General features: G+C 73.5%; 24 protein-coding genes. 17 read left to right on the top strand and 7 right to left on the bottom strand.

The genetic code is table 11. The features are described 5' to 3' along the window. Nucleotides 1-163: 163 nt before the first annotated feature. A complete protein-coding gene (locus OG710_RS06505; protein ID WP_330238468.1) occupies nucleotides 164-1543 on the top strand; it encodes an aminotransferase class V-fold PLP-dependent enzyme in 1380 nt (459 codons plus the stop codon). 24 nt (nucleotides 1544-1567) lie between these two features. Here OG710_RS06505 and OG710_RS06500 read toward each other — a convergent pair whose 3' ends face one another. Both OG710_RS06500 and OG710_RS06495 read right to left on the bottom strand, forming a co-directional pair. Further along, nucleotides 1568-1849, bottom strand: a complete 282-nt coding sequence (locus OG710_RS06500; protein WP_111332534.1) for an Lrp/AsnC family transcriptional regulator — start codon at nucleotides 1847-1849, stop codon at nucleotides 1568-1570. Beyond that, a complete protein-coding gene (locus tag OG710_RS06495) occupies nucleotides 1846-2592 on the bottom strand; it encodes a rhomboid family intramembrane serine protease (protein ID WP_330238467.1) in 747 nt (248 codons plus the stop codon). The genes OG710_RS06500 and OG710_RS06495 overlap by 4 nt, the downstream gene beginning before the upstream one ends. A gap of 160 nt (nucleotides 2593-2752) precedes the next feature. Here OG710_RS06495 and OG710_RS06490 point away from each other — a divergent pair, with 160 nt between their 5' ends. From OG710_RS06490 to OG710_RS06470, 5 genes are all read left to right on the top strand, one after another. Next, nucleotides 2753-2995 (top strand): hypothetical protein, encoded by a 243-nt coding sequence (locus tag OG710_RS06490; protein WP_111332536.1) that lies wholly within the window; start codon nucleotides 2753-2755, stop codon nucleotides 2993-2995. 37 nt (nucleotides 2996-3032) lie between these two features. Continuing rightward, a complete protein-coding gene (locus OG710_RS06485; RefSeq protein WP_330242170.1) occupies nucleotides 3033-4394 on the top strand; it encodes an NYN domain-containing protein in 1362 nt (453 codons plus the stop codon). A gap of 287 nt (nucleotides 4395-4681) precedes the next feature. After that, nucleotides 4682-5707, top strand: coding sequence for a C40 family peptidase (locus OG710_RS06480; RefSeq protein WP_330238466.1), 1026 nt, complete (start codon nucleotides 4682-4684; stop codon nucleotides 5705-5707). Nucleotides 5708-5943: 236 nt separating this feature from the next. Further along, complete coding sequence (locus OG710_RS06475) at nucleotides 5944-6975, top strand: C40 family peptidase (protein ID WP_330238465.1); 1032 nt, start codon at nucleotides 5944-5946, stop codon at nucleotides 6973-6975. A gap of 28 nt (nucleotides 6976-7003) precedes the next feature. After that, nucleotides 7004-8245 carry a hypothetical protein gene (locus OG710_RS06470; protein WP_330238464.1) on the top strand — a complete coding sequence of 414 codons (1242 nt, stop codon included), beginning with the start codon at nucleotides 7004-7006 and terminating at the stop codon, nucleotides 8243-8245. Here the strand turns inward: OG710_RS06470 and OG710_RS06465 are convergent. Further along, nucleotides 8202-9533: a glycosyltransferase family 87 protein gene (locus OG710_RS06465; RefSeq protein WP_330238463.1), complete on the bottom strand. Its 1332-nt coding sequence runs from the start codon at nucleotides 9531-9533 to the stop codon at nucleotides 8202-8204. The two genes, OG710_RS06470 and OG710_RS06465, sit on opposite strands and share 44 nt — an antisense overlap. Nucleotides 9534-9647: 114 nt before the next feature. Here OG710_RS06465 and OG710_RS06460 point away from each other — a divergent pair, with 114 nt between their 5' ends. Continuing rightward, a complete protein-coding gene (locus OG710_RS06460; protein ID WP_330238462.1) occupies nucleotides 9648-10790 on the top strand; it encodes a glycosyltransferase family 4 protein in 1143 nt (380 codons plus the stop codon). 70 nt (nucleotides 10791-10860) lie between these two features. Here OG710_RS06460 and OG710_RS06455 read toward each other — a convergent pair whose 3' ends face one another. Next, nucleotides 10861-12657, bottom strand: a complete 1797-nt coding sequence (locus tag OG710_RS06455; protein WP_330238461.1) for an AMP-dependent synthetase/ligase — start codon at nucleotides 12655-12657, stop codon at nucleotides 10861-10863. 297 nt (nucleotides 12658-12954) lie between these two features. Here OG710_RS06455 and OG710_RS06450 point away from each other — a divergent pair, with 297 nt between their 5' ends. From OG710_RS06450 to OG710_RS06425, 6 genes are all read left to right on the top strand, one after another. After that, a complete protein-coding gene (locus OG710_RS06450) occupies nucleotides 12955-13761 on the top strand; it encodes a metallophosphoesterase family protein (protein ID WP_330238460.1) in 807 nt (268 codons plus the stop codon). A gap of 116 nt (nucleotides 13762-13877) precedes the next feature. After that, nucleotides 13878-14327, top strand: a complete 450-nt coding sequence (locus OG710_RS06445) for an SRPBCC family protein (RefSeq protein ID WP_111332556.1) — start codon at nucleotides 13878-13880, stop codon at nucleotides 14325-14327. A gap of 4 nt (nucleotides 14328-14331) precedes the next feature. Beyond that, nucleotides 14332-15528, top strand: coding sequence for an ArsA family ATPase (locus tag OG710_RS06440; protein ID WP_330238459.1), 1197 nt, complete (start codon nucleotides 14332-14334; stop codon nucleotides 15526-15528). 82 nt (nucleotides 15529-15610) lie between these two features. Continuing rightward, nucleotides 15611-16066 (top strand): DUF5304 domain-containing protein, encoded by a 456-nt coding sequence (locus tag OG710_RS06435; protein WP_330238458.1) that lies wholly within the window; start codon nucleotides 15611-15613, stop codon nucleotides 16064-16066. Nucleotides 16067-16140: 74 nt separating this feature from the next. Further along, a complete protein-coding gene (locus OG710_RS06430) occupies nucleotides 16141-17082 on the top strand; it encodes an ROK family glucokinase (protein WP_330238457.1) in 942 nt (313 codons plus the stop codon). Between the two features lie 143 nt (nucleotides 17083-17225). After that, a complete protein-coding gene (locus OG710_RS06425) occupies nucleotides 17226-17984 on the top strand; it encodes an endonuclease/exonuclease/phosphatase family protein (RefSeq protein ID WP_330238456.1) in 759 nt (252 codons plus the stop codon). 23 nt (nucleotides 17985-18007) lie between these two features. Here OG710_RS06425 and OG710_RS06420 read toward each other — a convergent pair whose 3' ends face one another. Together OG710_RS06420 and OG710_RS06415 are read right to left on the bottom strand one after the other, a co-directional pair. After that, nucleotides 18008-18676 (bottom strand): hypothetical protein, encoded by a 669-nt coding sequence (locus OG710_RS06420; RefSeq protein ID WP_330238455.1) that lies wholly within the window; start codon nucleotides 18674-18676, stop codon nucleotides 18008-18010. After that, complete coding sequence (locus OG710_RS06415; protein WP_330238454.1) at nucleotides 18669-19454, bottom strand: alpha/beta hydrolase; 786 nt, start codon at nucleotides 19452-19454, stop codon at nucleotides 18669-18671. Before OG710_RS06415 ends, OG710_RS06420 begins: the two co-directional genes overlap by 8 nt. A gap of 252 nt (nucleotides 19455-19706) precedes the next feature. On the opposite strand from OG710_RS06415, the gene OG710_RS06410 reads away from it, so the two are divergent. From OG710_RS06410 to OG710_RS06395, 4 genes are all read left to right on the top strand, one after another. Beyond that, nucleotides 19707-20444, top strand: a complete 738-nt coding sequence (locus tag OG710_RS06410) for a lysophospholipid acyltransferase family protein (RefSeq protein WP_330242169.1) — start codon at nucleotides 19707-19709, stop codon at nucleotides 20442-20444. A gap of 35 nt (nucleotides 20445-20479) precedes the next feature. After that, complete coding sequence (gene macS, locus OG710_RS06405) at nucleotides 20480-21712, top strand: MacS family sensor histidine kinase (RefSeq protein ID WP_330238453.1); 1233 nt, start codon at nucleotides 20480-20482, stop codon at nucleotides 21710-21712. Next, nucleotides 21709-22401 carry a response regulator gene (locus OG710_RS06400; protein WP_111332580.1) on the top strand — a complete coding sequence of 231 codons (693 nt, stop codon included), beginning with the start codon at nucleotides 21709-21711 and terminating at the stop codon, nucleotides 22399-22401. Before macS ends, OG710_RS06400 begins: the two co-directional genes overlap by 4 nt. 91 nt (nucleotides 22402-22492) lie before the next feature. Then, entirely contained in the window at nucleotides 22493-23497 is a 1005-nt protein-coding gene (locus OG710_RS06395) for a 2-hydroxyacid dehydrogenase (RefSeq protein ID WP_330238452.1), read from the top strand. A gap of 29 nt (nucleotides 23498-23526) precedes the next feature. Here OG710_RS06395 and OG710_RS06390 read toward each other — a convergent pair whose 3' ends face one another. After that, the gene (locus OG710_RS06390; protein ID WP_330238451.1) at nucleotides 23527-25413 is read right to left on the bottom strand and encodes an anthranilate synthase family protein; all 1887 of its coding nucleotides are present in this window, start codon (nucleotides 25411-25413) and stop codon (nucleotides 23527-23529) included. Nucleotides 25414-25473 lie beyond the last annotated feature (60 nt).

Below are 25473 nucleotides of genomic sequence, written 5' to 3'. Positions count from 1 at the left end.
GTGCGACGTCCACCCGTGGGGTCCTTGGTCCTCAAGGAGCCTTCTGTGAGTCAGCGAATGCGTTAGGGCCTCACGCCCTCCTCCGCACCCCTCTCACTTTCACTCCGTGCTGCCGTGTATCCGCCGGCACGCGGAATTCGCCTGCCTCTCACGGGAGTTCGCCATGTCCGTCTTCACCGCTGCCGCCGACCAGTCCATTTGTGTGCCTCTGCCGGTTCTGGGCGAGGATGTCCTCGTGCCGCTCGTCACCGGCGGCGAGGTCGGCTACGCCGCGCTGGACTACGCGGCGAGCGCCCCGGCGCTGAAGCGGGTGTGGGACGACGTGGCCGCCTACGCCCCGTACTACGGCAGCGTCCACCGGGGCGCCGGCTACCTCTCGCAGCTGTCCACCGACCTCTTCGAGGCCGGCCGGGCCACCGTGGCGGAGTTCCTGGGGTGCCGCCCCGACGACCAGGTGGTGTTCACCCGGTCCACCACCGACTCGCTGAACCTGCTGGCCGGGGCGCTGCCCGCCGGCTGCGAGGTCTTCGTCTTCGAGACCGAGCACCACGCCTCGCTGCTGCCCTGGCGCGACGCCCGGGTGACGTATCTGAACGCCCCGCGCACCCCCGCCCAGGCCGTCGCCACGCTGGAGCGGGCCCTCGCCGACCGCGATCCCTACGGCCCGGCTCTGGTCTGTGTGACCGGCGCCTCCAACGTCACCGGTGAGCTGTGGCCCGTCCGGGACCTGGCCGCCGCCGCGCACGCCCACGGCGCCCGCATCGTCCTGGACGCCGCCCAGCTCGCCCCGCACCACCCCGTGGACATCGCCGGGCTGGACGTGGACTGGGTCGCCTTCTCCGGGCACAAGCTGTACGCGCCGTTCGGCTCGGGCGTGCTGGCCGGCCGGGCCGACTGGCTCCGCGACGCCGAGCCCTACCTGGCCGGCGGGGGCGCCTCCCGTACCGTCGCCCGGCGCGCGGACGGCGGTGTGGACGTCGAGTGGCACACCACCGCGGCCCGCCACGAGGCCGGTTCGCCCAACGTCATCGGCGTCCACGCCATCGCCTCCGCCTGCAAGGCGCTCACCGAGGCCGGGTTCGACCGGCTGGTCGCCCGTGAGCAGTACCTCGTCGAACGGGTGCTGACCGGGCTCGCGGAGGTGCCCGAAGTGAAGGTGCTCTCGCTGTTCGGCGACGAGGCGCCGAGGGTCGGCGTGATCTCGTTCGTGGTGGCGGGCTGGAACAGTTCGCACTTCGCCGCCGCCCTCTCCGCCGAGTACGGCATCGGGGTGCGCGACGGCCTCTTCTGCGCCCATCCGCTGGTGCGCACCCTGCTCGGCGGCGATCCGGGCGAGGCCGGGGCGTGCGGTGCGCCGGAGGCGGCGCCGGGGGAGAAGTCGCTGAACGCGATCCGGGTCAGCTTCGGCGCCGGGACGCCGGACGAGCACGTCGAGCGGTTCCTGCGGGCGGTCCGGGAACTGGTGACCTCCGGGGCGCGGTGGAAGTACCGCACCGAGGACGGCCGTTGCGTGCCGGACCGGGACGCCGCCGACCGGGGCTGACGGGGGACGGGCGCGTCGTACGCGTTACGCGTCCAGGCCGATGGAGAACGCGGCCTCCAGATCGTGCTGCGAGTAGGTGCGGAACGCCACGTGGGTGTCGGTCCCCTCGACGCCGGGGATCTTGCTGATGCGGCCGGGGATGACCTCGGCGAGGTCGTCGTGCCTGGCCACCCGGACCATGGCGATCAGGTCGTAGGTGCCGGTGACCGAGAAGACCTCGCTGACGCTGTCCAGCGCGGCGATGGCCTCGGCGATCTCGGGAATCCGGTCCACGCTGGTTTTGATGAGCACGATCGCGGTGATCACGGCTGTGTTTCTCCCTCGGTGGCCGTGGCTGGAGCTTTCACTCTAGGGGGTCGTGGGTCGCGGCCGTAGCGTGCCCAGGCGTAGAGGAAGCCGGTGGCGAAGCCGACGACATGGGCGAGGTAGGCCACCCCCGGACCGCTTCCGGCGGCACCGGCGGCCAGCCACTGGAGCACGAACCAGAAGATCAGCACCACCCAGGCCGGGAAGCGCAGCGGCAGGAACAGCAGGAACGGGAACAGGCTCGTCACCCTGGCCCGGGGGAAGAGGTAGAGGAACGCGCCCAGCACCGCGGAGATCGCCCCCGACGCGCCGACGAGCGTCTGGTCGGACGAGGCGTGCCCGACCGCGTAACCGAGCAGTGCGAGATAGCCGCAGCCGAGGTAGAACAGCGCGAACTCCACATGGCCCATGCGCTCCTCGGCCATCGCGCCGAACACGAACAGGAACAGCATGTTCCCCAGCAGGTGCAGCCAGCTGCCGTGGACGAACAGCGCGGTCAGCGGGGTGAGCAGGGCGCTCGCCGAGCCCTGCCACAGCTCGCTCGGGATGACGCCCCACCGTTCGAAGTAGCCGGCCTGGGCGGCGAGCAGCGCGTCGGCCCCGCCGCGCACCGGGACGAAACCGGAGAGCGGGCTGACCACGAAGAGCGCGCAGCACAGGGCGATGAGCCCGTGCGTCACCGGCGGCCCGCCCGAAGCGGCCGCGCGCAGGAGCCTGCCGGCCACACCCCGCCGATCGATCATGAACAGAGCATGACGCAAGCGGAGCGAACGGGACAGACCGCCTCGCCGTGCCGGGGGGAAGCCCCGAGGCCGTAGGGTGACGGGTGGACACCCGCAGTTCGACGGCGCACCGCGAGACCCTTGTCCGGCAGCTCACGGCTCGACGAAAGAGGACGCACCGATGACGACCGTTCCCCAGCCGACCGACACGACCCGCTGGCGCTGCACGCTCTGCGGAAACCTCACGCGGTTCGACGTGACGCGCTCCTCCAAGGTGGTCGAGTACATCCATCTCGACCTGGCCGGTGAGTCGAGCGTCGAGGAACGCGAGGTGGTCAGTGAGACCATCGAGTCGGTCCGCTGTCGTTGGTGCAACGCGGTGGATCAGATCGAGCTCGTGGACAGGCCGGGCGCCGACTCCTGACGGGGCCGTGCGGAGACAACACATGGGGTGACGGATGGTGGAGCAGCCCGAGAGCGGCGCCGCGTCGGCCGAAGGGGCCGGCGACGCCGTGGAGGCGCTCGACCGCCCGCTGCCCGAAGGGGTGCGGCGCCGGGTCGTCGCGCTGGTCTCCGACGCGTTCGGCGGTCTGACGGTCACCGAACTGCCCGCCCAGCTCAGGCAGTACGCCCGCTTCACGGCGTCCCGGCGGGCCAAGTTCGCCGGGAACGCCATGGCGGCGGCCGTGGCGGGCGACGCGCAGTTCCGCCGCCGCATCGGCGACCGTCTCCGTGAGGTCCAGCCGGAACTGGCGGCCGCGCTGGAGGCCGGGGCGCCGCCCGCCGCCGCCGATCCGGTGGACGTGGCGGCCGCGGCGTACGTACTGCGGCCGGACGGCTGGGTGAAGCTCGTCGCGGCGGCCGGCGAGGAGGTCCAGCGGGCCGACGCCGAGCGGATCGGCGAGGAGACCCGGCGGGAGCTGGAGCGGCTGCGCGAGGAACTGGCCGCGGCCAGGGCCCTGACGAAGAGCGAGACCGAACGGCTCCGCGCCGAACTGGACGCCGCCCGCAAGGAGGCGGACTCCGTCCAGCGCAAGCTGCGCAGCGCGGTCAACGAGGTGAAGCGCGGCGAGGCGGCGCTGCGGCGCGCCCATGCCGAGACCGACACCGTACGGGCCGAGGCGGCGGCCCGGGTCTCCGCCGCCGAGAGCGAGACCCGGCGGCTGCGGGCGAGGCTGGGGGAGGCGGAGGCGTCGGTCGAGGCGAGCCGCCGGGCCGCCCGCGAGGGGCGCTCCGTCGAGGACATGCGGCTGCGGCTGCTCCTGGACACGGTGCTGGAGGCGGCCGGCGGGCTGCGGCGCGAACTGGCGCTGCCACCCTCCACGATGCGGCCCGCGGACGGGGTGGACGCGGTGGAGCCGGGGCGGATGTCGCCCAAGGACATCGCGGCCAGGGCCCTTTCGGAGACCGATCCGGCGCTGCTCGACCAACTCCTGGCGCTGCCGCAGGCCCATCTCATCGTGGACGGCTACAACGTCACCAAGACGGGTTATCCGCAGATGCCGTTGGAGAAGCAGCGGCTGCGGCTGCTCGGCGGCCTGTCGTCGCTGGCGGCGCGTACCGGCGCCGAGATGACCTGTGTGTTCGACGGGGCGGAGCTGGCCGCTCCGGTGCTGCTCGCGCCGCCGCGCGGGGTACGGGTGTTGTTCAGCAAGCCGGGGGTCACGGCCGACGAGCTGATCCGTCAACTGGCGCGCGCGGAACCGCCGGGGCGGCCCGTGGTGGTGGTCTCCACCGACCGCGAGGTGGCCGACGGGGTGGCGAAGGCGGGGGCCAGGCCCGTTGCGTCCGCCTTGCTCCTGAAGCGGCTTTCGCGGGTTTAGCGCTTCTTGCGACCAATTGGCCCGAGTTCGCGGAACGGACCGTCAAGTCGCCGCTACACGCCGTGGGGTGTGGGTAAAGAAGTGCCGAGTGTGACGAGATTTTACGTGTGAGGATTTGAACTGATCACAAGATGGTCACTATGGTCGGGCCTCGAACCTTCGCGCGGTCGATCACCCATCCGGGGTGGCGGCGAAGGAACCGCCGAGTCCGTCACGTGCACGGAGCCGGGGACGCGTCTCCCCCCACTGGCCCGGTAGGCGGCTCGAGGAAGAAGGAGCTCGCCTCCGTGGCGTCCCACCGTCGTCCCAAGCAGCCGAGCCGCACTCGTGTGACCGTGCTCACCGCGACCGCAGCCGCGGCCGTCGCCCTGTCCTCCCAGGCCGCCCACGCCGACCCCAAGCCGACCAAGAGCGAGGTCAAGGAAAAGGTCGACGAGCTCTACCACCAGGCGGGAGCGGCCACCGAGCAGTACAACGGGGCCAAGGAGAAGCAGAAGAAGCTCGAGAAGCAGATCGGCGCGATCCAGGACAAGGTGGCCCGCGGTCAGGAGGAGCTCAACCAGCTCCGCTCCGGCCTCGGTTCCCTCGCCGCCGCGCAGTACCGCTCCGGAGGCATCGACCCCTCCGTGCAGCTCTTCCTCTCCGCCGACCCGGACAGCTTCCTCGACCAGGCGTCCGCGCTCGACCAGCTGACGGCCAAGCAGACCGAGGCCCTCAGCAAGGTCCAGGAGAAGCAGCGGGCCCTCGCGCAGCAGCGCAAGGAGGCCCAGGACAAGCTGGGCGACCTCGCCTCCGTCCGCAAGACGCTGGGCGAGAAGAAGAAGAAGCAGCAGGCCAAGCTCGCCGAGGCGCGCCGCCTCCTCAACACCCTCACCGCGGCCGAGCAGGCGAAGATCCGCCAGGACGAGGCCCGCGCCAGCCGCGCGTCCAACACCCGTGTCGAACTCGGCAACGAGGCCCCCGCGTCCGGACTCGGCGCCGCCGCCCTCAGCGCCGCCGCCACCCGCATCGGCAAGCCGTACGTCCCCGCCGCCACCGGCCCCAACTCCTTCGACTGCTCGGGCCTGACCATGTGGGCCTACGCCCAGGCCGGCGCCAACATCACCCGTACGACGTACACCCAGATCAACCAGGGCACCCGGATCGGGGTCAGCCAGCTCAAGCCCGGCGACCTGGTCTTCTTCAACGGCAACGAGCACGTGGGCCTCTACGCGGGCAACGGCCAGGTCCTGCACGCCCCGTACCCCGGCGCGTACGTCCGCTACGAATCGATGAGCACCATCGGCAGCATCTACGGCGCCGTGCGCATCTGAACCGCGCCCGAACGGGCGAATTCCCGCGCCCCGAACTGACGCCCGCCCCGCCGGAGACCACAGGTCACCGGCGGGGCGTCACTGTGTGTACGCCCCCGCCGCGTGGCGCGTCTTTGTCCGCTGTGTGATCACACGGTTACTGTCTGGCTGCTGTGCGGCTCCCGTACGTCGGTCCGCCCGTCCGGGCGGCAGGGGCCGCGCGCGTCTGCGTACAGCGGAAGGGAGCGCGGCATCCTGTGGGGTCCCATCGCCGTTCCAAGAAGACCGGAGCCGGACGCGGCGCACGGGCCGGCGTCCTGACGGCGGCCGCCGCGACCGCGGCCGCGACGCTCGGCACCGCCCCCGCCCACGCCGAACCGCAGGACACCCCGCAGTCCGTAGGAGCCCGCGTCGACCGCCTCTACACCGAGGCCGAACGGGCCACCGAGCGGTACAACCGGGCCGGCGAGGACGTGGCCCGGCTGCGCGGCGAGGTGAACCGGGCCCAGGACCGCGCCGCCCGCACCCAGGAACGCATCAACCGCATGAGCGACGAGCTGGGCTCCGCCGCCCGCGCGGAGTACCGGTCCGGCGGCATCGACCCCTCGCTCGCGCTGCTGCTCACCTCCGACCCCGACAGCTATCTCGACCGGGCCGCCGCCGTCACCCTGGCCGGTACCCACCGCGCCCACGCCCTCGACGAGCTGCGCAGGGCCCGCCGGGCACTCGCCCAGACCCGCGCCGAGGCCGCCCGCTCACTGGCCGGCCTGGAGCGCGGCCGGGAGGCCGTGGGCCGCCACAAGCGCACCGTCCAGCACAAGCTGGCCCGGGCCAGGCAGCTCCTGGGAACGCTGCCGGACTCCGAACGGGCCGCCCACGCCCGCGCCTCCCGCGACGGCCGCGCGCCGGGCACCGGACTCCTCGCCGGGCTGCCGGCCGGCTCGCCCCGCGCCGCCGTCGCCGTCCTGGCCGCGCAGCGGGCCCTCGGCCTGCCGTACGTGTGGGGCGCGAGCGGGCCCTCCGGCTTCGACTGCTCCGGGCTGATGAAGTGGGCGTGGGCCCAGGCCGGGGTCAGCCTGCCGCGCACCTCGCAGGCCCAGGTCCACGCGGGCCGGATGATCCCGCTCTCCGAGGCCCGCCCCGGCGACCTCGTCGCCTACCGCGCGGACGCGAGCCACATCGCCATGTACGTGGGGAACGGGCAGGTCATCCACGCCCCGTACCCCGGCGCCCGGGTCCGCTACGACCCCGTGGGCATGATGCCCGTCTCCTCGGTCACCCGCGTCTGACCGCGCGCCCTGCCCGTACGCTCGTCATGTGGTCGAACAGGTGCGCAGGCGTGCGGGGCGGCGGCGGGCGGCGGGTGCCGTGCTCGCCGCGCTGCTGTGCGCCGCCGGCTGCTCGGCCCCGGCCGACGAGGCGCCCGGCACCACGACCCGCGGCATCCGCGCCACCCTCGACCGGCGCGCCGACGCGGTGCTGCGCCACGACGCGGCGGCCTACGCCGCCGTCGTCGATCCGGACGAGACGGCCCTGCGCGGCGCCCAGCGCCGGGAGATCGCCCGGCTCGCGAACGTACCGCTGGAGTCCTGGACGTACCGGCCGACCCGGGTGACCACGCACGGCCCCGACCGGGCCACCGCCGACGTGCGGCTCGGCTACCGGATCGAGGGCTACGACAGCGCCCCCGTCACCGTGGACCGGATCATCGACCTGGAACGCGACCCGGCGGACGGCCGCTGGTACCTCACCGCGGACCGGGCGGCGGACGGCAGCGTCCGGCAGCTGTGGGAGCAGGGCGACGTCGAGGTGGTGCGCGGGGCGCACAGCCTGGTCCTGGGCGTCGGCCGCCCGCGCGAGGAGCTGGAGGCCATCGCCGGCACGGCCGACGCGGCGGTGCCCGAGGTCACCGCCGCCTGGCCGGAGCGCTGGGCCGGGCGCGTGGTGGTGCTGGTGCCGGACAGCGTCGCCGACATGGGCGAACTCCTCGGTTCGCCCGCGTCGAACTACCGGGGCATAGCGGCCGTCACCACCGGCGAGACCGGCGGCTCGGGGGAGTCGCCCGCCGACCGGGTGATCGTCAACCCGGAGGCGTACGCCCTGCTCGGCGCGTTCGGGCAGCGCGTCGTCCTCGCCCACGAGACCACCCATGTGGCGACCCGCAAACGCACCTCCGCGGCCACGCCGACCTGGCTCTCCGAGGGGTTCGCGGACTGGGCGGCCTACCGGGACCAGGAGCGCACCGCCGAGGAGATCGCGCCGGAACTGGCCGACGCGGTCCGCTCCGGCGACGGACCCGCCGCCCTGCCCGAGGACGAGGACTTCGCGTTCGCCGGGGACCCGGACCGGCTGGCGAGGGCGTACGAGGGCGGCTGGCTGGCCTGCGAGCTGATCGCGGACCACTGGGGCCAGGAGAAGCTGTTCGCCTTCTACCGGGCCGTGGGAGGCCACCAGGGACGCGACGGAGCCGTCGAGGACGCCCTGCACGAGGTGCTCGGCACCACCCCGCAGGACTTCACGGCGCGCTGGCGGCTGTATCTGCGGAGTCGGCTCGGCTGAGCACGGGCGCACCCGCCGCCTTGTCCACGACCCCGCCCGGTACATCGTCCGGCGTCCCGTCAGCTGTTCCGTCCGGAGTCCCGGCCGGGGCTTCGGCTTCCGCCTCGGGGGTCCGTACGGTGTCCTGCCACAGCCGGGTGCCGGCCAGCACGCAGGCGGCGACCAGCAGCCCGTTGCGCAGGAACATCAGCGTCAGGCCGTGCGCGTCGCTCGACACCACATGGACGAAGCCGATCGGGAACTCCAGCTGCGTGACGCCGGTGGCCACCACCACCAGCACGGCCGGCCACTCCATCCGGCTCTCCCGCAGCACCAGGCACACGGCGGCCAGCCCGACCAGCCACAGCATGTACTGCGGGCTGATCACCCGGCTCGTCGTGGTGAACAGCAGCACCGCCGTGAACGCCGCGTCCGCCGCCGTGCTCACCCCGAAGGTCCGCGCCCGCAGCCGCCACAGCAGCAGCCAGCCGAACGCCACCAGGCTCAGCCCCAGCGCCAGCGTGCTCACCAGCTCCACCCCCGGGCCCAGGAACTCCAGCGAGCCGTAGTGCAACTCCACCCGGCCCTCCCAGCCGAACTGCCGCCACACATGGAAGACCAGCGCCCCCAGCGACTCCACCTCGGTGCCCCGGTCGCGCTGGAAGCCCAGGAACGCCAGCGCGCCCGGCGCCGCCACCACACACGCCAGCAGCAGCCCCGCCGCCACCGCCGCCGCGGCCGTCCACGCCAGCCGGGTGCGCCGGCCCCGGGCCGTCCCGGCCAGCAGCAGCACCGGCCACACCTTCAGCAGCGCCCCGAACGCGGCCAGCGCCCCCATCACCCGCGGATGCCGCAGCCCGGCCAGCAGCGCCGCCACCGCGACGGCCGTCACCATCACGTCGTACCGGGCGTACGCCGTGGTGCCCAGCAGCGGCACGCCCGCCACCCACACCCACACCCCGGCCGTCCGCCGGCCAGGGCCCCGGCTCGCGCGCAGCAGCAGCCCCATGACCAGCGCGTCGCACAGGAACGCCAGCATGAAGAAGGCCGTGGCGTAGTCCAGGAACGGCAGCAGCGCGGGGGAGAGGATCGCCAGGGCCGCGACCGGCGGGTACTGCCAGGTGACGTCCGACTCCGGATACGTGCCCGAGCGCAGCACCTCGTACCAGCCGTGGTAGATCACCGACACATCGCTGGTCACGTCGAGCCCCGGCGGGGTGATCACCTTGCTCACCCACAGCAGCAGCACCGCCCTGGTGAGCGCCCAGACCGAGAAGGCCGCCGGACGCGCGCCGCTGGAACCCGTCATGACCTGCCCTCATCCGTCGTGGACGCCGTACGAAACAGCCATGATGCCCGCAGCGCCGGTGCGCGGGCCATCCGGCACGGCCGCCCGGCCTCCGGGCCGGTACTGTCGGCGGCGATGGACAAGACCCTGATCGTGACCAACGACTTCCCGCCCAGGCCGGGCGGCATCCAGGCGTTCCTGCACAACATGGCGCTGCGGCTCGACCCCGAGCGGGTCGTCGTCTACGCCTCCACCTGGAAGCGCGGGGCCGAGGGCGCGGCCGCCACCGCCGCCTTCGACGCCGAACAGCCGTTCACCGTCGTCCGCGACCGTACGACGATGCTGCTGCCTACCCCGCGCGTCACCCGGCGCGCCGCGGAGCTGCTGCGCGCCCACGGCTGCACGTCGGTCTGGTTCGGCGCCGCCGCCCCGCTCGGGCTGATGGGCCCGGCGCTGCGCGAGGCGGGCGCCCGCCGGCTGGTCGCCACCACGCACGGCCACGAGGCGGGCTGGGCCCAGCTGCCCGCGTCCCGCCAACTGCTGCGCCGGATCGGCGAGGGCACCGACACGCTGACCTACCTCGGCGAGTACACCCGGTCCCGGATCGCCGCCGCGCTCACCCCGGCGGCCGCCCGCCGGATGGTGCGGCTGCCGCCGGGCGTGGACGAGAAGACGTTCCACCCGGACTCGGGCGGCGCGGAGGTCCGGGCCCGGCTCGGGCTCACCGACCGGCCGGTCGTGGTCTGCGTCTCCCGGCTGGTGCCCCGCAAGGGCCAGGACACCCTGATCCTCGCCCTGCCCGCGATCCTGGCCGCCGAGCCGGACGCGGTGCTGCTGATCGTGGGCGGCGGGCCCTACGAGGACGAGCTGCGCAAGCTGGCCGCGCGCACCGGGGTGGCGGGCTCGGTGCGGTTCACCGGCGCGGTGCCCTGGTCGGAGCTGCCCGCGCACTACGGGGCGGGCGACGTCTTCGCGATGCCCTGCCGGACCCGGCGCGGCGGGCTCGACGTGGAGGGCCTGGGCATCGTCTACCTGGAGGCGTCCGCGACCGGTCTGCCGGTGGTGGCCGGTGACTCGGGCGGCGCCCCGGACGCGGTGCTGGACGGCGAGACCGGCTGGGTGGTGCGCGGCGGCGAACCGGGCGAGGCGGCGGAGCGGATTCTGGCGCTGCTCGGTGACGCGGAGCTGCGCCGGCGCATGGGGGAGCGGGGCCGGGCCTGGGTCGAGGAGAAGTGGCGCTGGGACCTGCTCGCCGAACGACTGCGCGAACTGCTCTGACACCCGTACGGGCAGGGGCCCGCACCGGCGTGGTGCGGGCCCCTCCCCGTACGCGTCGTCCCCCGTGCGGTCACGAGCGGTAGATGGCCTCCACCTCGTCCGCGAAGTCCTTCGCGACCACGTTCCGCTTCAGCTTCAGCGAGGGCGTGATGTGGCCCGCCTCCTCGGTGAACTGCGCGCCCAGGATGCGGAACTTGCGCACGGACTCGGCCTTGGAGACCGCGGCGTTGCCGTCGTCCACCGCGCGCTGCACCTCGGCCAGCAACTCCGCGTCCTCGCGCAGCGACAGCGCGGTCGAACCGGCCGGCTTGCCGTGCTCCGCCGCCCAGCGGCCCAGGAACTCCTCGTCCAGCGTCACCAGCGCGCCCACGAACGGGCGCCCGTCGCCGACGACCATGCACTCCGCGATCAGGGCGTGGCCCCGGATGCGGTCCTCGATCACGGCCGGGGCGACGTTCTTGCCGCCCGCCGTCACGATGATCTCCTTCTTGCGGCCGGTGATCGCCAGGTAGCCGTCCTCGTCGAGGGTGCCGATGTCCCCGGTGTGGAACCAGCCGTCCGCCAGCGCGTCGGCCGTCGCCGCCTCGTTGTTCCAGTAGCCGGAGAACAGGTGCTCGCCGTGGAGCAGCACCTCGCCGTCGTCCGCGATGCGCACCACGGAGCCGGGCAGCGGCTGGCCGACCGTGCCGATCTTCTGCCGGTCCCACGGGTTGAACGCGGTCGCCGCGCAGGACTCGGTCAGCCCGTAGCCCTCCAGGACGGTGAAGCCGATGCCCCGGTAGAAGTGCCCGAGGCGCTCGCCGAGCGGGGCGCCGCCGGAGATCGCGTGCTCGCCGCGCCCGCCCAGTACGCCGCGCAGCTTGCCGTAGACCAGCCGGTCGAAGATCCGGTGCTTCAGCCGCAGGCCCAGCGACGGGCCCTGCGGGGTGCCCAGCGCGCGGCTGTAGGCGATCGCCGTGTCGGCGGCCCGGTCGAAGATCCGGCCCTTGCCGTCGGCCTGCGCCTTGGCGCGCGCCGCGTTGTAGACCTTCTCGAAGACGCGCGGCACCCCGAGGATCAGCGTCGGCCGGAACGAGGCCAGCTCGTCGGTGAGGTTCTTGATGTCCGGGACGCAGCCGAGCCTGATCGGCGCCATCACCGAGGCGACCTCGACCAGGCGCCCGAAGACGTGCGCGGCGGGCAGGAAGAGCAGGACGGAGCACTCGCCGGTGCGGAAGAGGGGCTTGAGACGCTCCACGACGTTGCCGCACTCCGCGAAGAAGCTGCGGTGGGTCAGCACACAGCCCTTCGGGCGGCCCGTGGTGCCCGAGGTGTAGACGATGGTGGCCGGGTCGTCCGCCCGGGCCGCCGCGCCGCGCAGCTCCGCGGTCTCGTCGGAGACGCCGGCGCCCAGCTCCCCGAGCGTGTCCACGGCACCCTTGTCGATCTGCCACACATGGCGCAGCTCGGGCAGCCGGTCGCGCACGGAGGCGACGGAGTCGGCGTGGACGTCGCTCTCCACCAGCACCGCGACGGCCCCCGAGTCACCGAGAATCCACTGCACCTGCTCGGCGGAGCTGGTCTCGTACACCGGTACGGTGACCGCGCCCGCGCTCCAGATCGCGAAGTCCAGCAACACCCACTCGTAACGGGTGCGGGACATCAGGGCGACCCGGTCGCCGGGCTCGACGCCGGCCGCGATCAGGCCCTTGGCGGCCGCGCGCACCTCCGCCAGGAACTCGACGGCCGTGACGTCCGTCCAGACGCCGGCCACCTTGCGGCTCATCACCGCGACATCGGGATGCTGAGCGGCATTGCGGCGGATGAGATCCGTCAGGTTGCCGTCCGAGGGGACCTCGTACAGGGCCGGAAGGCTGAACTCGCGCAAGACTGCTGCTCCTCATCGGGCTCCGGTGCCACGACTCTGTGTGACGCACCGGCGCGGTCCAAGATGGCGGGTGCTCAGTGGAGGTGAGCACGACTGGACTGCCCGGACGTTACCCACCAGTACTCGGTTCCGGATAGGGGGTCCCGGCCAGATGTCTTATGCGTCACACATATCGGTCGTCCTTTCGCGCACAGTAGTCCACCTCCACACACACCGGGAAGTAACCGCAGGTCCGGGCCCCGCCAGGGCAAACCGGACCCTCTACCCCGGCCGCGAGGACGCGCCTAGGGTGACCCCATGCGAGCAGGAGCGAACAGCCGGACGGCCGCCGCCGGGCGGCGCACCCGCGTCCATGTGGTCAGCGACGTGCACGGCAACACCGAGGCGCTGGCCCGCGCCGGGGACGGCGCCGACGCCCTGATCTGCCTCGGTGACCTGGTCCTCTTCCTCGACTACGCCGACCACTCGCGCGGCATCTTCCCCGACCTCTTCGGCGTCGAGAACACCGACCGGTTCGTCGCCCTGCGCACCGCGCGCCGCTTCGACGAGGCCCGCGCCCTCGGCCGGACGCTGTGGGCCGGCCTCGACCGCGACGCCGCGATCACCGCGGCCGTCCGCCGCCAGTACGCCGAGATGTTCGCCGCCCTGCCCACCCCGACGTACGCCACCTACGGCAATGTGGACATGCCGGACCTCTGGTCCGAGTACGCCGCCCCCGGCACCACCGTCCTGGACGGGGAGCGCGCCGAGATCGGCGGCCTCGTCTTCGGCTTCGCCGGCGGCGGCCTGCGCACCCCGATGCGCACTCCGTACGAGATCGGTGACGAGGAGTACGCCGCCAAGATCGAGGCCCTCGGCGAGGTCGACGTGCTCTGCACCCACATCCCGCCCGACGTCCCCGAGCTGGTCTACGACACCGTCGCACGCCGCTTCGAACGCGGCAGCCGGGCCCTGCTCGACGCCATCCGCCGCACCCGCCCGCGCTACGCCCTGTTCGGCCACGTCCACCAGCCGCTCGCCCGCCGGATGCGGATCGGCGCCACCGAGTGCGTGAACGTCGGCCACTTCGCCTCCACCGGCCGGCCCTGGGCCCTGGAGTGGTGAACCCCCTCCCCGGGACCGCCGGGCGGACCCTGGGACGGGCCGCCGGACGCACGCGATAGCCTTCTGGCGGCAGGCACTGCCGACGGACCGGTACACCGCACTGGAGGGCCACAGCGATGGCTGAACACACCAGCTCGAGCATCACGATCGAGGCGGCACCGGCCGACGTCATGGCTGTGATCGCCGACTTCGACCGCTACCCGGAATGGACCGGCGAGGTCAAGGAGGCCGAGGTCCTCGGCACCGACGACCGCGGCCGCGCCGAGAAGGTCCGCCTCGTCCTGGACGCCGGAGCGATCAAGGACGACCACACCCTCGCCTACACCTGGATCGGCGACTACGAGGTCAGCTGGACCCTGGTCAAGTCGCAGATGCTCCGCGCCATCGACGGCTCCTACGCGCTCGCCCCCCTCGGCAAGGGCGACCGCACCGAGGTCACCTACCGGCTGACCGTGGACGTCAAGATCCCGATGCTCGGCATGATCAAGCGCAAGGCCGAGAAGGTCATCATCGACCGGGCGCTCGCCGGCCTGAAGAAGCGCGTCGAGTCCGTCCCGAAGGGCTGACCGCGTGCGTACGGTCCTGGTCACCGGACCCGGCGGTGCGGGCCGTACCACCGTCGCCGCGGCGACCGCGCTCGCCGCGGCCCGCACCGGCGCCCGCCCCCTGCTGATCACCGCCGACCCGATACCCGGCTTCCCCGACGCCACCGAGCCCACCCCGGTCGGCGACGGCCTCCAGGCCGTCCGGATCGACTCCGGCGCCCACTTCCGCGCCGAGCTCCTGGCCCTCCAGGAGAAGCTGACCACCGTCCTCGACCTCCTCGGCGGCAACCCGCTGGACGGCGAGGAGCTGACCGAACTCCCCGGCAGCGCCGAACTCGCCCTGCTCCACACGCTCGCCCGCGCCGCCCGCGGTGACTGGTCCCGCAACGGCCACGACCTCCTCGTCGTCGATCTGCCGCCCCTGCGCGAAGCCCTCGCCCTGCTCGCCCTGCCCGGACAGCTCCGCCGCTACCTGCGCCGGCTGCTGCCCCCCGAACGCCAGGCCGCCCGCGCCCTGCGCCCCATGCTCGCCCAGCTGGCCGGGGTGCCCATGCCCGCCCAGTGGCTGTACGAGGCCGCCGACCGGCGCGACGCCGAACTGGCCCGCGTCCAGGAACTGATCGAGGACCGGGCCACCACGCTGCGGCTGGTCGCCGAACCCGGCCCGGCCGCCGCCGACGCCCTGCGCACCGCCCGCACCGGCCTCGCCCTGCACGGCCTGCGCACCGACGCCCTGATCGCCAACCGGATGCTCCCCGGCCACTCCGCGGACCCGTTCCTCGCCGCGCTCGCCGCCCAGCAGGAGAAGGCCGTCGCCCACTGGCGCGACGAGGGGCACGCCCCCGTGCCCCTGGCCCACCTCGGACGCGACCCGCAGGGCCCCGCCGACCTGCTGGACCTCGCAGGCGAGGACGGCGCGCTCGCCGTACCGCCCGCCGGGAAGGACGGCAGGGCCGCGGACCCCTGGTGGGTCGAGGAGACCGGCGGACCGGACGGCGACGGGACCCTCGTCTGGTGCCTGCCGCTGCCCGGCGCCGTCAAGAAGGACCTCCAGCTGGTCCGGCGCGGCGGCGAACTCCTGCTGACCGCCGGGCCCTTCCACCGCATCGTGCCGCTGGAGCCCGCGCTGCGCCGCTGCACCGTCTCCGGCGCCGCCCTCACCGACGGGGTGCTGCGGGTCCGCTTCACCCCCGACCCCGCGCTCTGGCCCCGGACGGGCTGAACGCCGTACCACCGTTCGGGTAACGTCGAAGGTACGTGTCCGGCAGGCCGGGCCGCCGGCCACGACGTCGCAGGAGTCCGCCATGAGCGAAGCCACCGACCGCCCCGACGAGGACGCGTGGGCGCAGGCGTGCGCCGAGGACCTCGCCGCCGAACGGGCCCGCCGCCGCGCCGCCTACGGACCGCCGCCCGGCTCCGCCGCCGAGGAGCTGCGCAAGCTGATGGACGCGGTGGCCGACAAGCTGGGCTCCTTCCAGGCGCCGCTCCTCGGGCTCGCCGCGCAGGGCGCCGTGCAGCAGGTCATCCAGCAGGCCAAGGCGGCCGTCGAGCCCGTCATCGAACGCAATCCAGACGTTTTCGATCACCTCGCCGCCGCCGGCGGTGAACTGCTCGCCGCCTACCGCTCCGCCGTCCAGAGCCAGGAAGGCCGCTGGACCCGGGGGGCCGGGGACCCGGCGGGCAGCGAAAAGAAGGCGGAGGACCCGTCCGGCCCTCGGGACGAAGGGTCCGGAGCGGGCGAACACATCGACTTGGACTGACCGGTGCCGTCCGGGGCGGGGCCCCGGCTCGGGTACGGTGGGCTCAGCGGGGCTCGACCGGAACTGAGGGATTCATGGGACTCACCATCGGCGTCGATATCGGCGGCACGAAGATCGCAGCTGGAGTGGTCGACGAAGAGGGCCAGATCCTCTCGACCTTCAAGGTCCCGACCCCGCCGACCGCCGAAGGCATCGTGGACGCGATCGCGGCGGCCGTCTCCGGCGCCAGCGAGGGACATGCCATCGAGGCGGTCGGCATCGGCGCGGCCGGATACGTCGACGACAAGCGTGCCACCGTACTGTTCGCACCCAACATCAACTGGCGCCACGAGCCGCTCAAGGACAAGGTCGAGCAGCGCGTCGGCCTCCCGGTCGTCGTCGAGAACGATGCCAACGCGGCCGCCTGGGGCGAATACCGCTTCGGCGCCGGCCAGGGCCACGACGACGTCATCTGCATCACCCTGGGCACCGGCCTGGGCGGCGGCATCATCATCGGCAACAAGCTGCGCCGCGGACGCTTCGGCGTGGCCGCCGAATTCGGCCACATCCGGGTCGTCCCGGACGGGCTGCTCTGCGGCTGCGGCAGCCAGGGCTGCTGGGAGCAGTACGCCTCCGGCCGCGCCCTCGTCCGCTACGCGAAGCAGCGCGCCAACGCCACCCCGGAGAACGCCACGATCCTGCTGGCGCTCGGCGACGGCACGGTGGACGGCATCGAGGGCAAGCACATCAGCGAGGCCGCCCGCCAGGGCTGCCCGGTGGCCGTCGACTCGTTCCGCGAGCTGGCCCGCTGGGCCGGCGCCGGACTCGCCGACCTGGCCTCCCTGTTCGACCCCTCCGCCTTCATCGTCGGCGGCGGCGTCTCGGACGAGGGCGAGCTGGTCCTCGGCCCCATCCGCAAGTCGTTCCGCCGCTGGCTGATCGGCGGCGAGTGGCGCCCGCACGCCCAGGTGCTCGCCGCCCAACTCGGCGGCAAGGCAGGGCTCGTGGGCGCGGCGGACCTGGCCCGCCAGGGCTGACCCGCCCACCCCACCGGAACCACCGGACGCCCGTCGCGCCCAGGGAGTGTCCGCGAAGTGTCACCGTCCGCCCGAAGGGCGGGCCAGGTGACACTTCGCGGACACGACCGAGGAGCGGCGGGCGTCCGCCGTATCGTGGGCGCATGGCCACGATGACGTCGCTGCCCGCCTCCCGTACCGAGCAGGACGGCGCGGCCGTCGTCAGAGTGCTCAGCTACAACATCCGCTCGATGCGTGACGACCGCGCCGCCCTCGCCCGGGTCATCCGCGCCTGCGCCCCCGACCTGGTCCTCGTCCAGGAGGCGCCGCGCTTCTTCCGCTGGCGCAAGTACGCCGCCCGGCTCGCCGCCGCCACCGACCTGGTCGTCCTCTCGGGGGGCGCCACCGCCGCCGGGCCGCTGCTGCTGTGCTCGCTGCGGGCCACCGTGGAACGCACCGAGGACATCCTGCTGCCGCGCACTCCGGGACTGCACCGCAGGGGTTTCGCCACCGCCGCGGTCCGGTTCGCTGGCGCCCGGCTCGGCGTGCTGAGCTGCCACCTCAGCCTCCAGCGCCAGGAGCGGTTCGCCCAGGCCGAACGGCTGGTGGAGAGCGTGGACGCGCTCGGCACGGAGCACGCCGTCGTCGGCGGCGACCTCAACGACGTACCCAGCGGGCGGGCCTTCCGGCTGCTGGCCGGCCGCTACCAGGACTGCTGGGAGACGAGGCCGCGGGGCGGCGAGTACACCTTCCCCGCGCACGACCCGCGCCGCCGGATCGACGCCGTACTCGCCACCGGCGGCATCGAGGTCCTCGGCTGCGGGGTGCCCAGCGGGCTGCCCGGTGTGCGGGACGCCGACCTGCGGGCCGCGACCGACCATCTGCCGGTGCTGGCCGCGCTCCGGGTGCCGGCGGCCGGCTGAACCGGCCGGTCGCGCCGGCCGGCTCAGACCACCGCGCCCCGGCCGGGGTCGTCGTCTGCGTCGTCACCGGGGTTCATCCGGGCCACCAGCGTCACGAAACCGCCCAGGAAGCCGCCGACGCACAACGTCGTCAGCCACCAGGTCATGTCCCAGGACAGCAGCACCGCGAGCAGCATCAGCAGCGGACCGCCGATCACCCCCAGCCAGCCGAACTTCGTGGTGACGTCCGCCTCCGGCAGCGGCGGCGGCTCCGGCGGCACGAAGTGCCCCTCGTCGTCGCTCCCGCCGGCACCGTCCGGGTCGGTCGGCTCGTAGTCGCGCGGGCCGACGCCCGGCGCGAACACCACGGAACTGCCCAGCGGCCGGTCCGGCTTCTTCGGCGGCTTCTTGTCGAGGCCCTTGTCCGGCGCCGGGCCGGTCAGCGGACCGTCCTCCCGCATGGCCAGGTCCTCGACCGACCGGAAGGGCCGCGCGCCCGGCGGGTCCGGCGGCTCCTGCCCGTACCCCTCGACGATGGCCCGCCAGGCGGCCTCCTCGTCGAGCGGCCCCTCCGGCTCGGCGGCGGCCGGCGCGGCCGGAGCCTCGGGCGCCGCACCACCACTGCCGTCGTCGTCGGCGACGGCCGCCCCCTCCACGGGGAGCGGCTCGCGCTCCTCCTCGCTGCCCGCGCGCTCCGCGTCGTGTTCAGCCACCGGACGTGCTCCCCTTCTCCGCGTCCTGTCCGCTCGGAGCGAGGCGGCCGATGAACGCATGACTCTCGTCGAAGATCCGCTTCGCATCATGGTCCAACGTCGCCACGTGGTAGCTCTGTTCCAGCAGGACCTCACGGACATCCGTCGAGGAGACCCGGCCCAGGATGCGCGCCGAGTCGGCGGGCGGCACCACATGGTCCTGCGGGCTGTGCAGCAGCAGGAGCGGCTGGGTCACCTGCGGCAGATCGGCGTCGACCAGCCGGAAGAACCTGCGCACCGAGTACGCCGCGTGCAGCGGCACCCGGTCGTAGCCCACCTCGACCGCGCCCTCCAGCGCGATGTCACTGGCCAGCCCCTTCGTCGTCGGCACCAGATGGCGGACCACCGGCAGCGCGTGCGCCGCGAGGCCGTGCACCTTGTTGGCCGGGTTGACGAGCACCAGACCGGCGACCGCGTCCCCGTGCTTGGCGGCCAGCCGCAGCGCCAGCGCACCGCCCATGGACAGCCCGAAGACGAAGACCCGCGCACAGCGCTCCAGCAGCCCGCGCAGCTCCCGGTCCACCTCCGCGTACCAGTCCTGCCAGCCGGTCACCTGCATGTCCTGCCAGCGCGTGCCGTGCCCCGGCAGCAGCGGCAGCGACACCGTCAGACCGCGCTCGGCCAGATGATCGGCCCAGGGGCGCAGCGACTGCGGGGAGCCGGTGAATCCGTGGCAGAGGAGGACGCCGACCTCTCCGCCCTCGTGGCGGAACGGCTCGGCTCCGGGAAGGACCGGCACCGGGGTCTCCTGTTCGTGGGGCTCGCGGGGGAGCGTACGGGTGTGCGGAAGGGGGTACGGGAGTGCGCGCGGATTACTTCACCGTACGCGACCGGGCCGACACCGACCAGGGCCGTCACCGGCCGGGGCGCCGCCGTCCGGGCCGGGTCCCGTGCCACGCCCCGTCCGCGCCGGGAGGGAGGGCGCGGGGACACCTCGGGTTAAGGTCTGTCGGACAGCACACAGGAGGCACCCGAGTTGATCTACGGCGCAATGAAGTTCGCCATCGGCGGGTCGCTGAAGCTTGCCTTCAGGCCGTGGGTGGAGGGCCTGGAGAACATCCCCGCGAGCGGGCCCGCGATCCTCGCCAGCAACCATCTGTCGTTCTCGGACTCCTTCTTCCTGCCCGCCGTCCTGGACCGCAAGGTGACCTTCATCGCGAAGGCCGAGTACTTCACCGCGCCCGGCGTCAAGGGCAAGCTCACCGCCGCGTTCTTCAAGGGCGTCGGCCAGCTCCCCGTGGACCGCTCCGGCGCGCGCGGCGCCGGCGAGGCGGCGATCCGGGCGGGCATCCAGGTCGTCGAGGGCGGCGGCCTCTTCGGCATCTACCCCGAGGGCACCCGGTCGCCGGACGGCCGGCTCTACCGGGGCAAGCCCGGCGGGCTCGCCCGGGTCGCGCTGGCCACCGGGGCCCCGGTCATTCCCGTCGCGATGATCGACACCGAGAAGATCCAGCCGCCCGGCCAGGTCGTCCCCAAGCTGATGCGCCCCGGCATCCGGATCGGCGCGCCGCTCGACTTCAGCCGCTACCACGGCATGGACGGCGACCGCTTCATCCTGCGCTCGGTGACCGACGAGGTGATGTACGAGATCATGAAGCTCTCGGGTCAGGAGTACGTCGACATCTACGCGACCGCCGCCAAGCGGCAGATCGCCGACGAGGCCAAGCGCCGGGCCGAGGCCGCGAAGAAGACGCCGGCGGGCACGGAGGCGGACGGCGACGGCGCCTGAGCGGCGCGGCGGTCCACCGCACGGGGGAGAACAGCATGGTCAAACGCGTACGCGTGGTACGGATGTCGGTGGAGCAGCCGCTGTGGCGCGCCCTGAGCGGCTACCGCGTCCTGACGATGGTCTACGCGGTGCTGCTCGCCGTCTTCGCCCGGCACGAGTACGAGCGGCCCTGGATCGCCATCGGCTTCCTCGCGCTGCTCACCGTCTGGACGCTCGCCACGCTGCCGAAGGTGGCCAGTGCCGCCGCCTGCACCAGGGGCTTCCTCGGCATCGACCTCGCCATCGCGATGACCGGCATACTCATCACCCCGCTCGCCGACCTCCAGGCGCAGGAGGTGGACGGATCGACCCTGCCGTCGATCTGGACCGCGGGCTCCGTCCTGGCTTTCGCGATCAAGGGCGGCTGGCGCTGGGCCGGCTTCGCCTCCAGCCTGGTCGCCGTCGCCAATCTCATCGAGCGCGGCGAGCCCAGCCGCGACACCCTGCACAACGTGATGCTGGTCTGGGTCGCCTCCATCGCCATCGGCTACGTCGTCGAGGTCGCCCGCGCCAGTGAGCGCACCCTCGCCCGCGCCCTGGAGATCGAGGCCGCCACCCGCGAACGGGAACGGCTGGCCCGCGACATCCACGACAGCGTCCTCCAGGTCCTGGCGATGGTGCAGCGGCGCGGCGCCGCGCTCGGCGGCGAGGCGGCCGAGCTGGGCCGGATGGCCGGGGAGCAGGAGGTCGCCCTGCGCACCCTGGTCTCCAGCGGCCTGGTGCCCCCCACCCGGACCTCCGAGGACGCCTCCGAGGGAGCCGTCGTACGGACCGTCGAGGTCGACGACGACGAGCGCGGCGACGGGGAGAGCGGCGAGACCGATCTGCGTACGCTGCTCGCCCCGCACGCCGGATCGCGGATCAGCTTCGCGGAGCCGGGCGCCCCGGTGCCGCTGCCCACCGCCGCGGCGGCGGAGCTGGCGGCGGCGGTCGGCGCGGCCCTGGACAACGTCCGGGTGCACGCCGGGCCGGACGCGCAGGCGTGGATTCTGCTGGAGGACTGGCCGGACGAGGTGATCGTGACCGTCCGGGACGACGGCCCCGGCATTCCCGAGGGGCGGCTCGCCCAGGCCGAGGGGGAGGGGCGGCTCGGCGTCGCCCTGTCGATCCGCGGCCGGCTGCGCGACCTCGGCGGCACGGCGGAACTGATCTCGGTGCCCGGCCAGGGCACCGAAGTCGAACTGAAGGTCCCGAAGGTTTCACGGGGGAAGGTGGGCAGGGTCGGATGAGCACGGCACACGAAGAGGGCACCGGGCAGCGGGCGATCAGGGTGATGGTGGTCGACGACCACCCGATGTGGCGCGACGCCGTCGCCCGCGACCTCGCCGAGGCGGGCTTCGACGTGGTGGCGACCGCGGGCGACGGACCGCAGGCCGTCCGCCGCGCCGGGGCCGTCACCCCGGACGTCCTGGTCCTCGACCTCAACCTGCCCGGCATGCCCGGCGTACAGGTCTGCAAGGAACTCGTGGGCACCCAGCCGGGGCTCAGGGTGCTGGTGCTCTCCGCCAGCGGCGAGCACGCCGACGTCCTGGAGGCCGTCAAGTCCGGCGCCACCGGCTATCTGATGAAGTCGGCGAGCACCCGCGAGCTGACGGACGCCGTCCGCCGCACCGCCGCGGGCGACGCCGTCTTCACCCCCGGCCTGGCCGGACTGGTGCTCGGCGAGTACCGCAGGCTGGCCTCCGAGCCCGCCCCGGCCGCCTCCGACGAGCCGAAGGCGCCGGAGCTGACCGACCGGGAGACCGAGGTGCTGCGGCTGGTGGCCAAGGGGCTCTCGTACAAGCAGATCGCCGAACGGCTCGTCATCTCGCACCGCACCGTGCAGAACCACGTCCAGAACACCCTGGGCAAGCTCCAGCTGCACAACCGGGTGGAGCTGGTGCGGTACGCCATAGAGCGCGGGCTCGACGACGTGTAGGGCCCGCCGTCCGGACCGGGCCCCGAGCGGCGCGGCCGTGCGTCCGGCCGTATATTCACGGTGACCGGCCGCAGACAGCAGGGGAGTCGTCGTGGAGATCCTGGCCTTCGGAGTGCAGTCCGACGAGAAGCCGCTGATCGAGGCGGCCTTCGCCGGAAAGCACGAGGTCCGCTGCCTGGACGTCTTCCTCAACCGGGACACCGCCCCCATCGCCGCCGGCTACGAGGTCATCTCCACCAGCGTCAACGCCGACCTGGGCAGCGCTGTCCTGCAGACCCTGGCGACCGGCGGCACCCAGCTGATCGCCCAGCGCTCCACCGGCTTCAACAACATCGACCTGGACGTCGCCGAGCGCCTGGGCCTGCGCGTCGCGCGGGTCTCCCACTACTCGCCGTACTCCGTCGCGGAGTTCGCCTGGACCCTCGCCATGGCGGTCAACCGCCGGGTGATCCGGGCGGCCGGCCGCACCCGCGACTTCGACTTCCGCCTCGACGGGCTCCTCGGCCGCGACCTGCACGGCCGCACCGTCGGCGTCATCGGCACCGGCAAGATCGGCGAGGCGTTCACCCGGATCGCCCACGGCTTCGGCATGAGGCTGCTCGGCTGGGACGTCGCCGAGAACCCGGCCTGCGCCGAACTGGGCATGCGCTACGTCGACAAGGAGCGGCTGCTCGCCGAGGCCGACGTGATCAGCCTGCACGTCCCGCTGCTGCCCGCCACCCACCACCTCATCGACAAGGACGCCCTCGCCCTGATGAAGGACGACGCGATCCTCGTCAACTCCAGCCGGGGCGGCCTGGTCGACACCTCCGCCCTGGTCGGCGAGCTGCGCGCGGGCCGCTTCCTGGGCGTCGGACTCGACGTGTACGAGGCGGAGGCCGGGCTGTTCTTCCTGGACAAGTCGCTGGAGGGCGTGGACGACGACACCCTGGCCCGGCTCGTCACCTTCCCGAACGTCATCGTCACCTCGCACCAGGCGTACTACACGCGGGACGCGGTCGGCCAGATCATCGACGCCACCGTCGCGAACGTGGACGACTACCTGGCCGGCCGCACCGGCGAGAACGTCCTGGTGCCCGCCCGCCCCGGAGCCTGACCGCCCGCCCGGCTCCGGGGCCGGGCCGCTCAGCCGCCGACCGGCAGCCCGGCGAGGAGCTCGGCCACGATCGCCGAACCGCGCAGCGTCAGCACCGACTCCGGGTGGAACTGCACGGAGGCGAAACCCGCCCCGCGCAGCGCGTGCAGCTCCCCGGTCGCCGCGTCCCGGCTCGCCTCGATCCCGCGCGCCGCCAGCCCGGCCGCCCCCGCGTCGTCGCAGCGCGCGGTGAAGCTGTTGTAGAAGCCCACCGTCTCCGGGGTCCCGAACAGGTCGATCACGGTCTGCGCGCCCTGGTACGGCACTGCCTTGCGGACGATGTCCAGGCCCAGCTCCGCCGCGATCAGCTCATGGCCCAGGCACACCCCGAGCAGCCCGTGCCGGTGCTCCCGGACCAGCTCCGCCGCCAGCCCGCGCAGCAGCCGCATCTTCGGGTCCGCCGGGTCCCCCGGGTTGCCGGGCCCCGGCCCCAGGACCACCGGCCCCTCGTGCGCCCGCACCGCCTCGCGCAGCCCCGGCTCGTCGTACCGGCGCACGGTGACGTCGAGTCCGGCAGCCCGCAGCAGGTGCCCGAGCATCGCGGTGAACGTGTCCTCCCCGTCCACCACCAGCGCGTGGCCCGCCCGGTCCGCGGTGCGCTCCTGCATCCGCAGCCAGAACGGGGCGAGCCCGTCCCGCCGGGCGTCCAGGGCCGCCCGCACCCGGGGGTCGTCGGCCAGCCGGGGCCGCTCCCGCTCCGCCTCGGGCCGGGCCGGGCGCACCCCGAGCGCGGCCAGCACCCCGGCCGCCTTGGCGTGGGTCTCGGCGACCTCGCCCGCCGGGTCCGAGTGGCGCACCAGCGTTGCCCCGACCGGGACGCGCAGGGTGCCGTCGGCGTCGATGTCGGCGGTCCGGATCAGGATCGGCGAGTCCAGGGTCTGCGTACCGTCCGGCTCCCGGCGCAGCAGGGCCAGCGCGCCCGCGTAGTAGCCGCGCCCGCCGTCCTCGTACCGTTCGATGACCCGGCAGGCGTTCTGCACGGGGGAGCCGGTGACGGTCGCCGCGAACATGGTCTCCCGCAGCACCTCCCGTACGTCCAGCGAGGAGCGTCCGCGCAACTCGTACTCGGTGTGCGCCAGATGGGCCATCTCCTTGAGGCGCGGGCCGATCACCACCCCGCCCATGTCGCCGACCGTGCACATCATCTTCAGTTCCTCGTCGACCACCATGGACAGCTCCTCGGTCTCCTTGCGGTCGCCGAGGAAGGCGAGCAGGCTCTCCGGGGTCGGCCCCCCGGCCGGGTAGCGGTAGGTGCCGCTGATCGGATTCATCACGACGGTGCCGCCCGACATCCGCACATGCACCTCGGGACTGGCCCCCACCAGCGTCCTGCCCCCGGTGTGCACCACGAACGTCCAGTACGCACCCCGCTCCCCGGCGAGCAGCCGCCGGAACAGGGCCAGCGCGTCCGCCCGGCCGAACCCGTCGATCCGTCCCCGGAACGTCCGCCGGATGACGAAGTTCGCGCCCTCGCCCCGGCCGATCTCGTCCTCGATGACCCGCCGCACCGTTGCGGCGTACTCCTCGTCGCCGACGTCGAACGCCCCGTCGGACACCCGGACTTCGTGGCGGGGCAGCCGCTCCAGCGCCTCGTCCAGGGTCATCGTGTACGACTCGTCGGCGACCAGGACCGACAGCGGCGTCCCGTCGTCGCGGACGTCGAAGCCGCGCTCCGCGATCTGCCGGAACGGCACCAGGGCCAGTGAGGGCCGCTCGCCGACCGGGAGTTCGGCGAGCCGGTCCACCTCGCGCACCTGGCCGATCAGCACCTCGACGGTGTCGTGGTCGTGGCCGGGGGTGCGCCGGCGGAGCAGGGCGAACGGCGGGCAGTCGTCGCCCAGAAGCCGGTCGATGCCGGTGATGCTCGTGGTGCTCATGGGGTGTGGTTCCTTCCCTGGGGATCTGCTGGGAGGAACGGCCCGCGGACACGGAAAAGG

Source organism: Streptomyces sp. NBC_00525 (genome assembly GCF_036346595.1).
GTDB lineage: Bacteria > Actinomycetota > Actinomycetes > Streptomycetales > Streptomycetaceae > Streptomyces.
The sequence above is the reverse complement of the archived record's forward strand: the minus strand, read 5'-3'. Positions and strand labels throughout refer to the sequence as shown.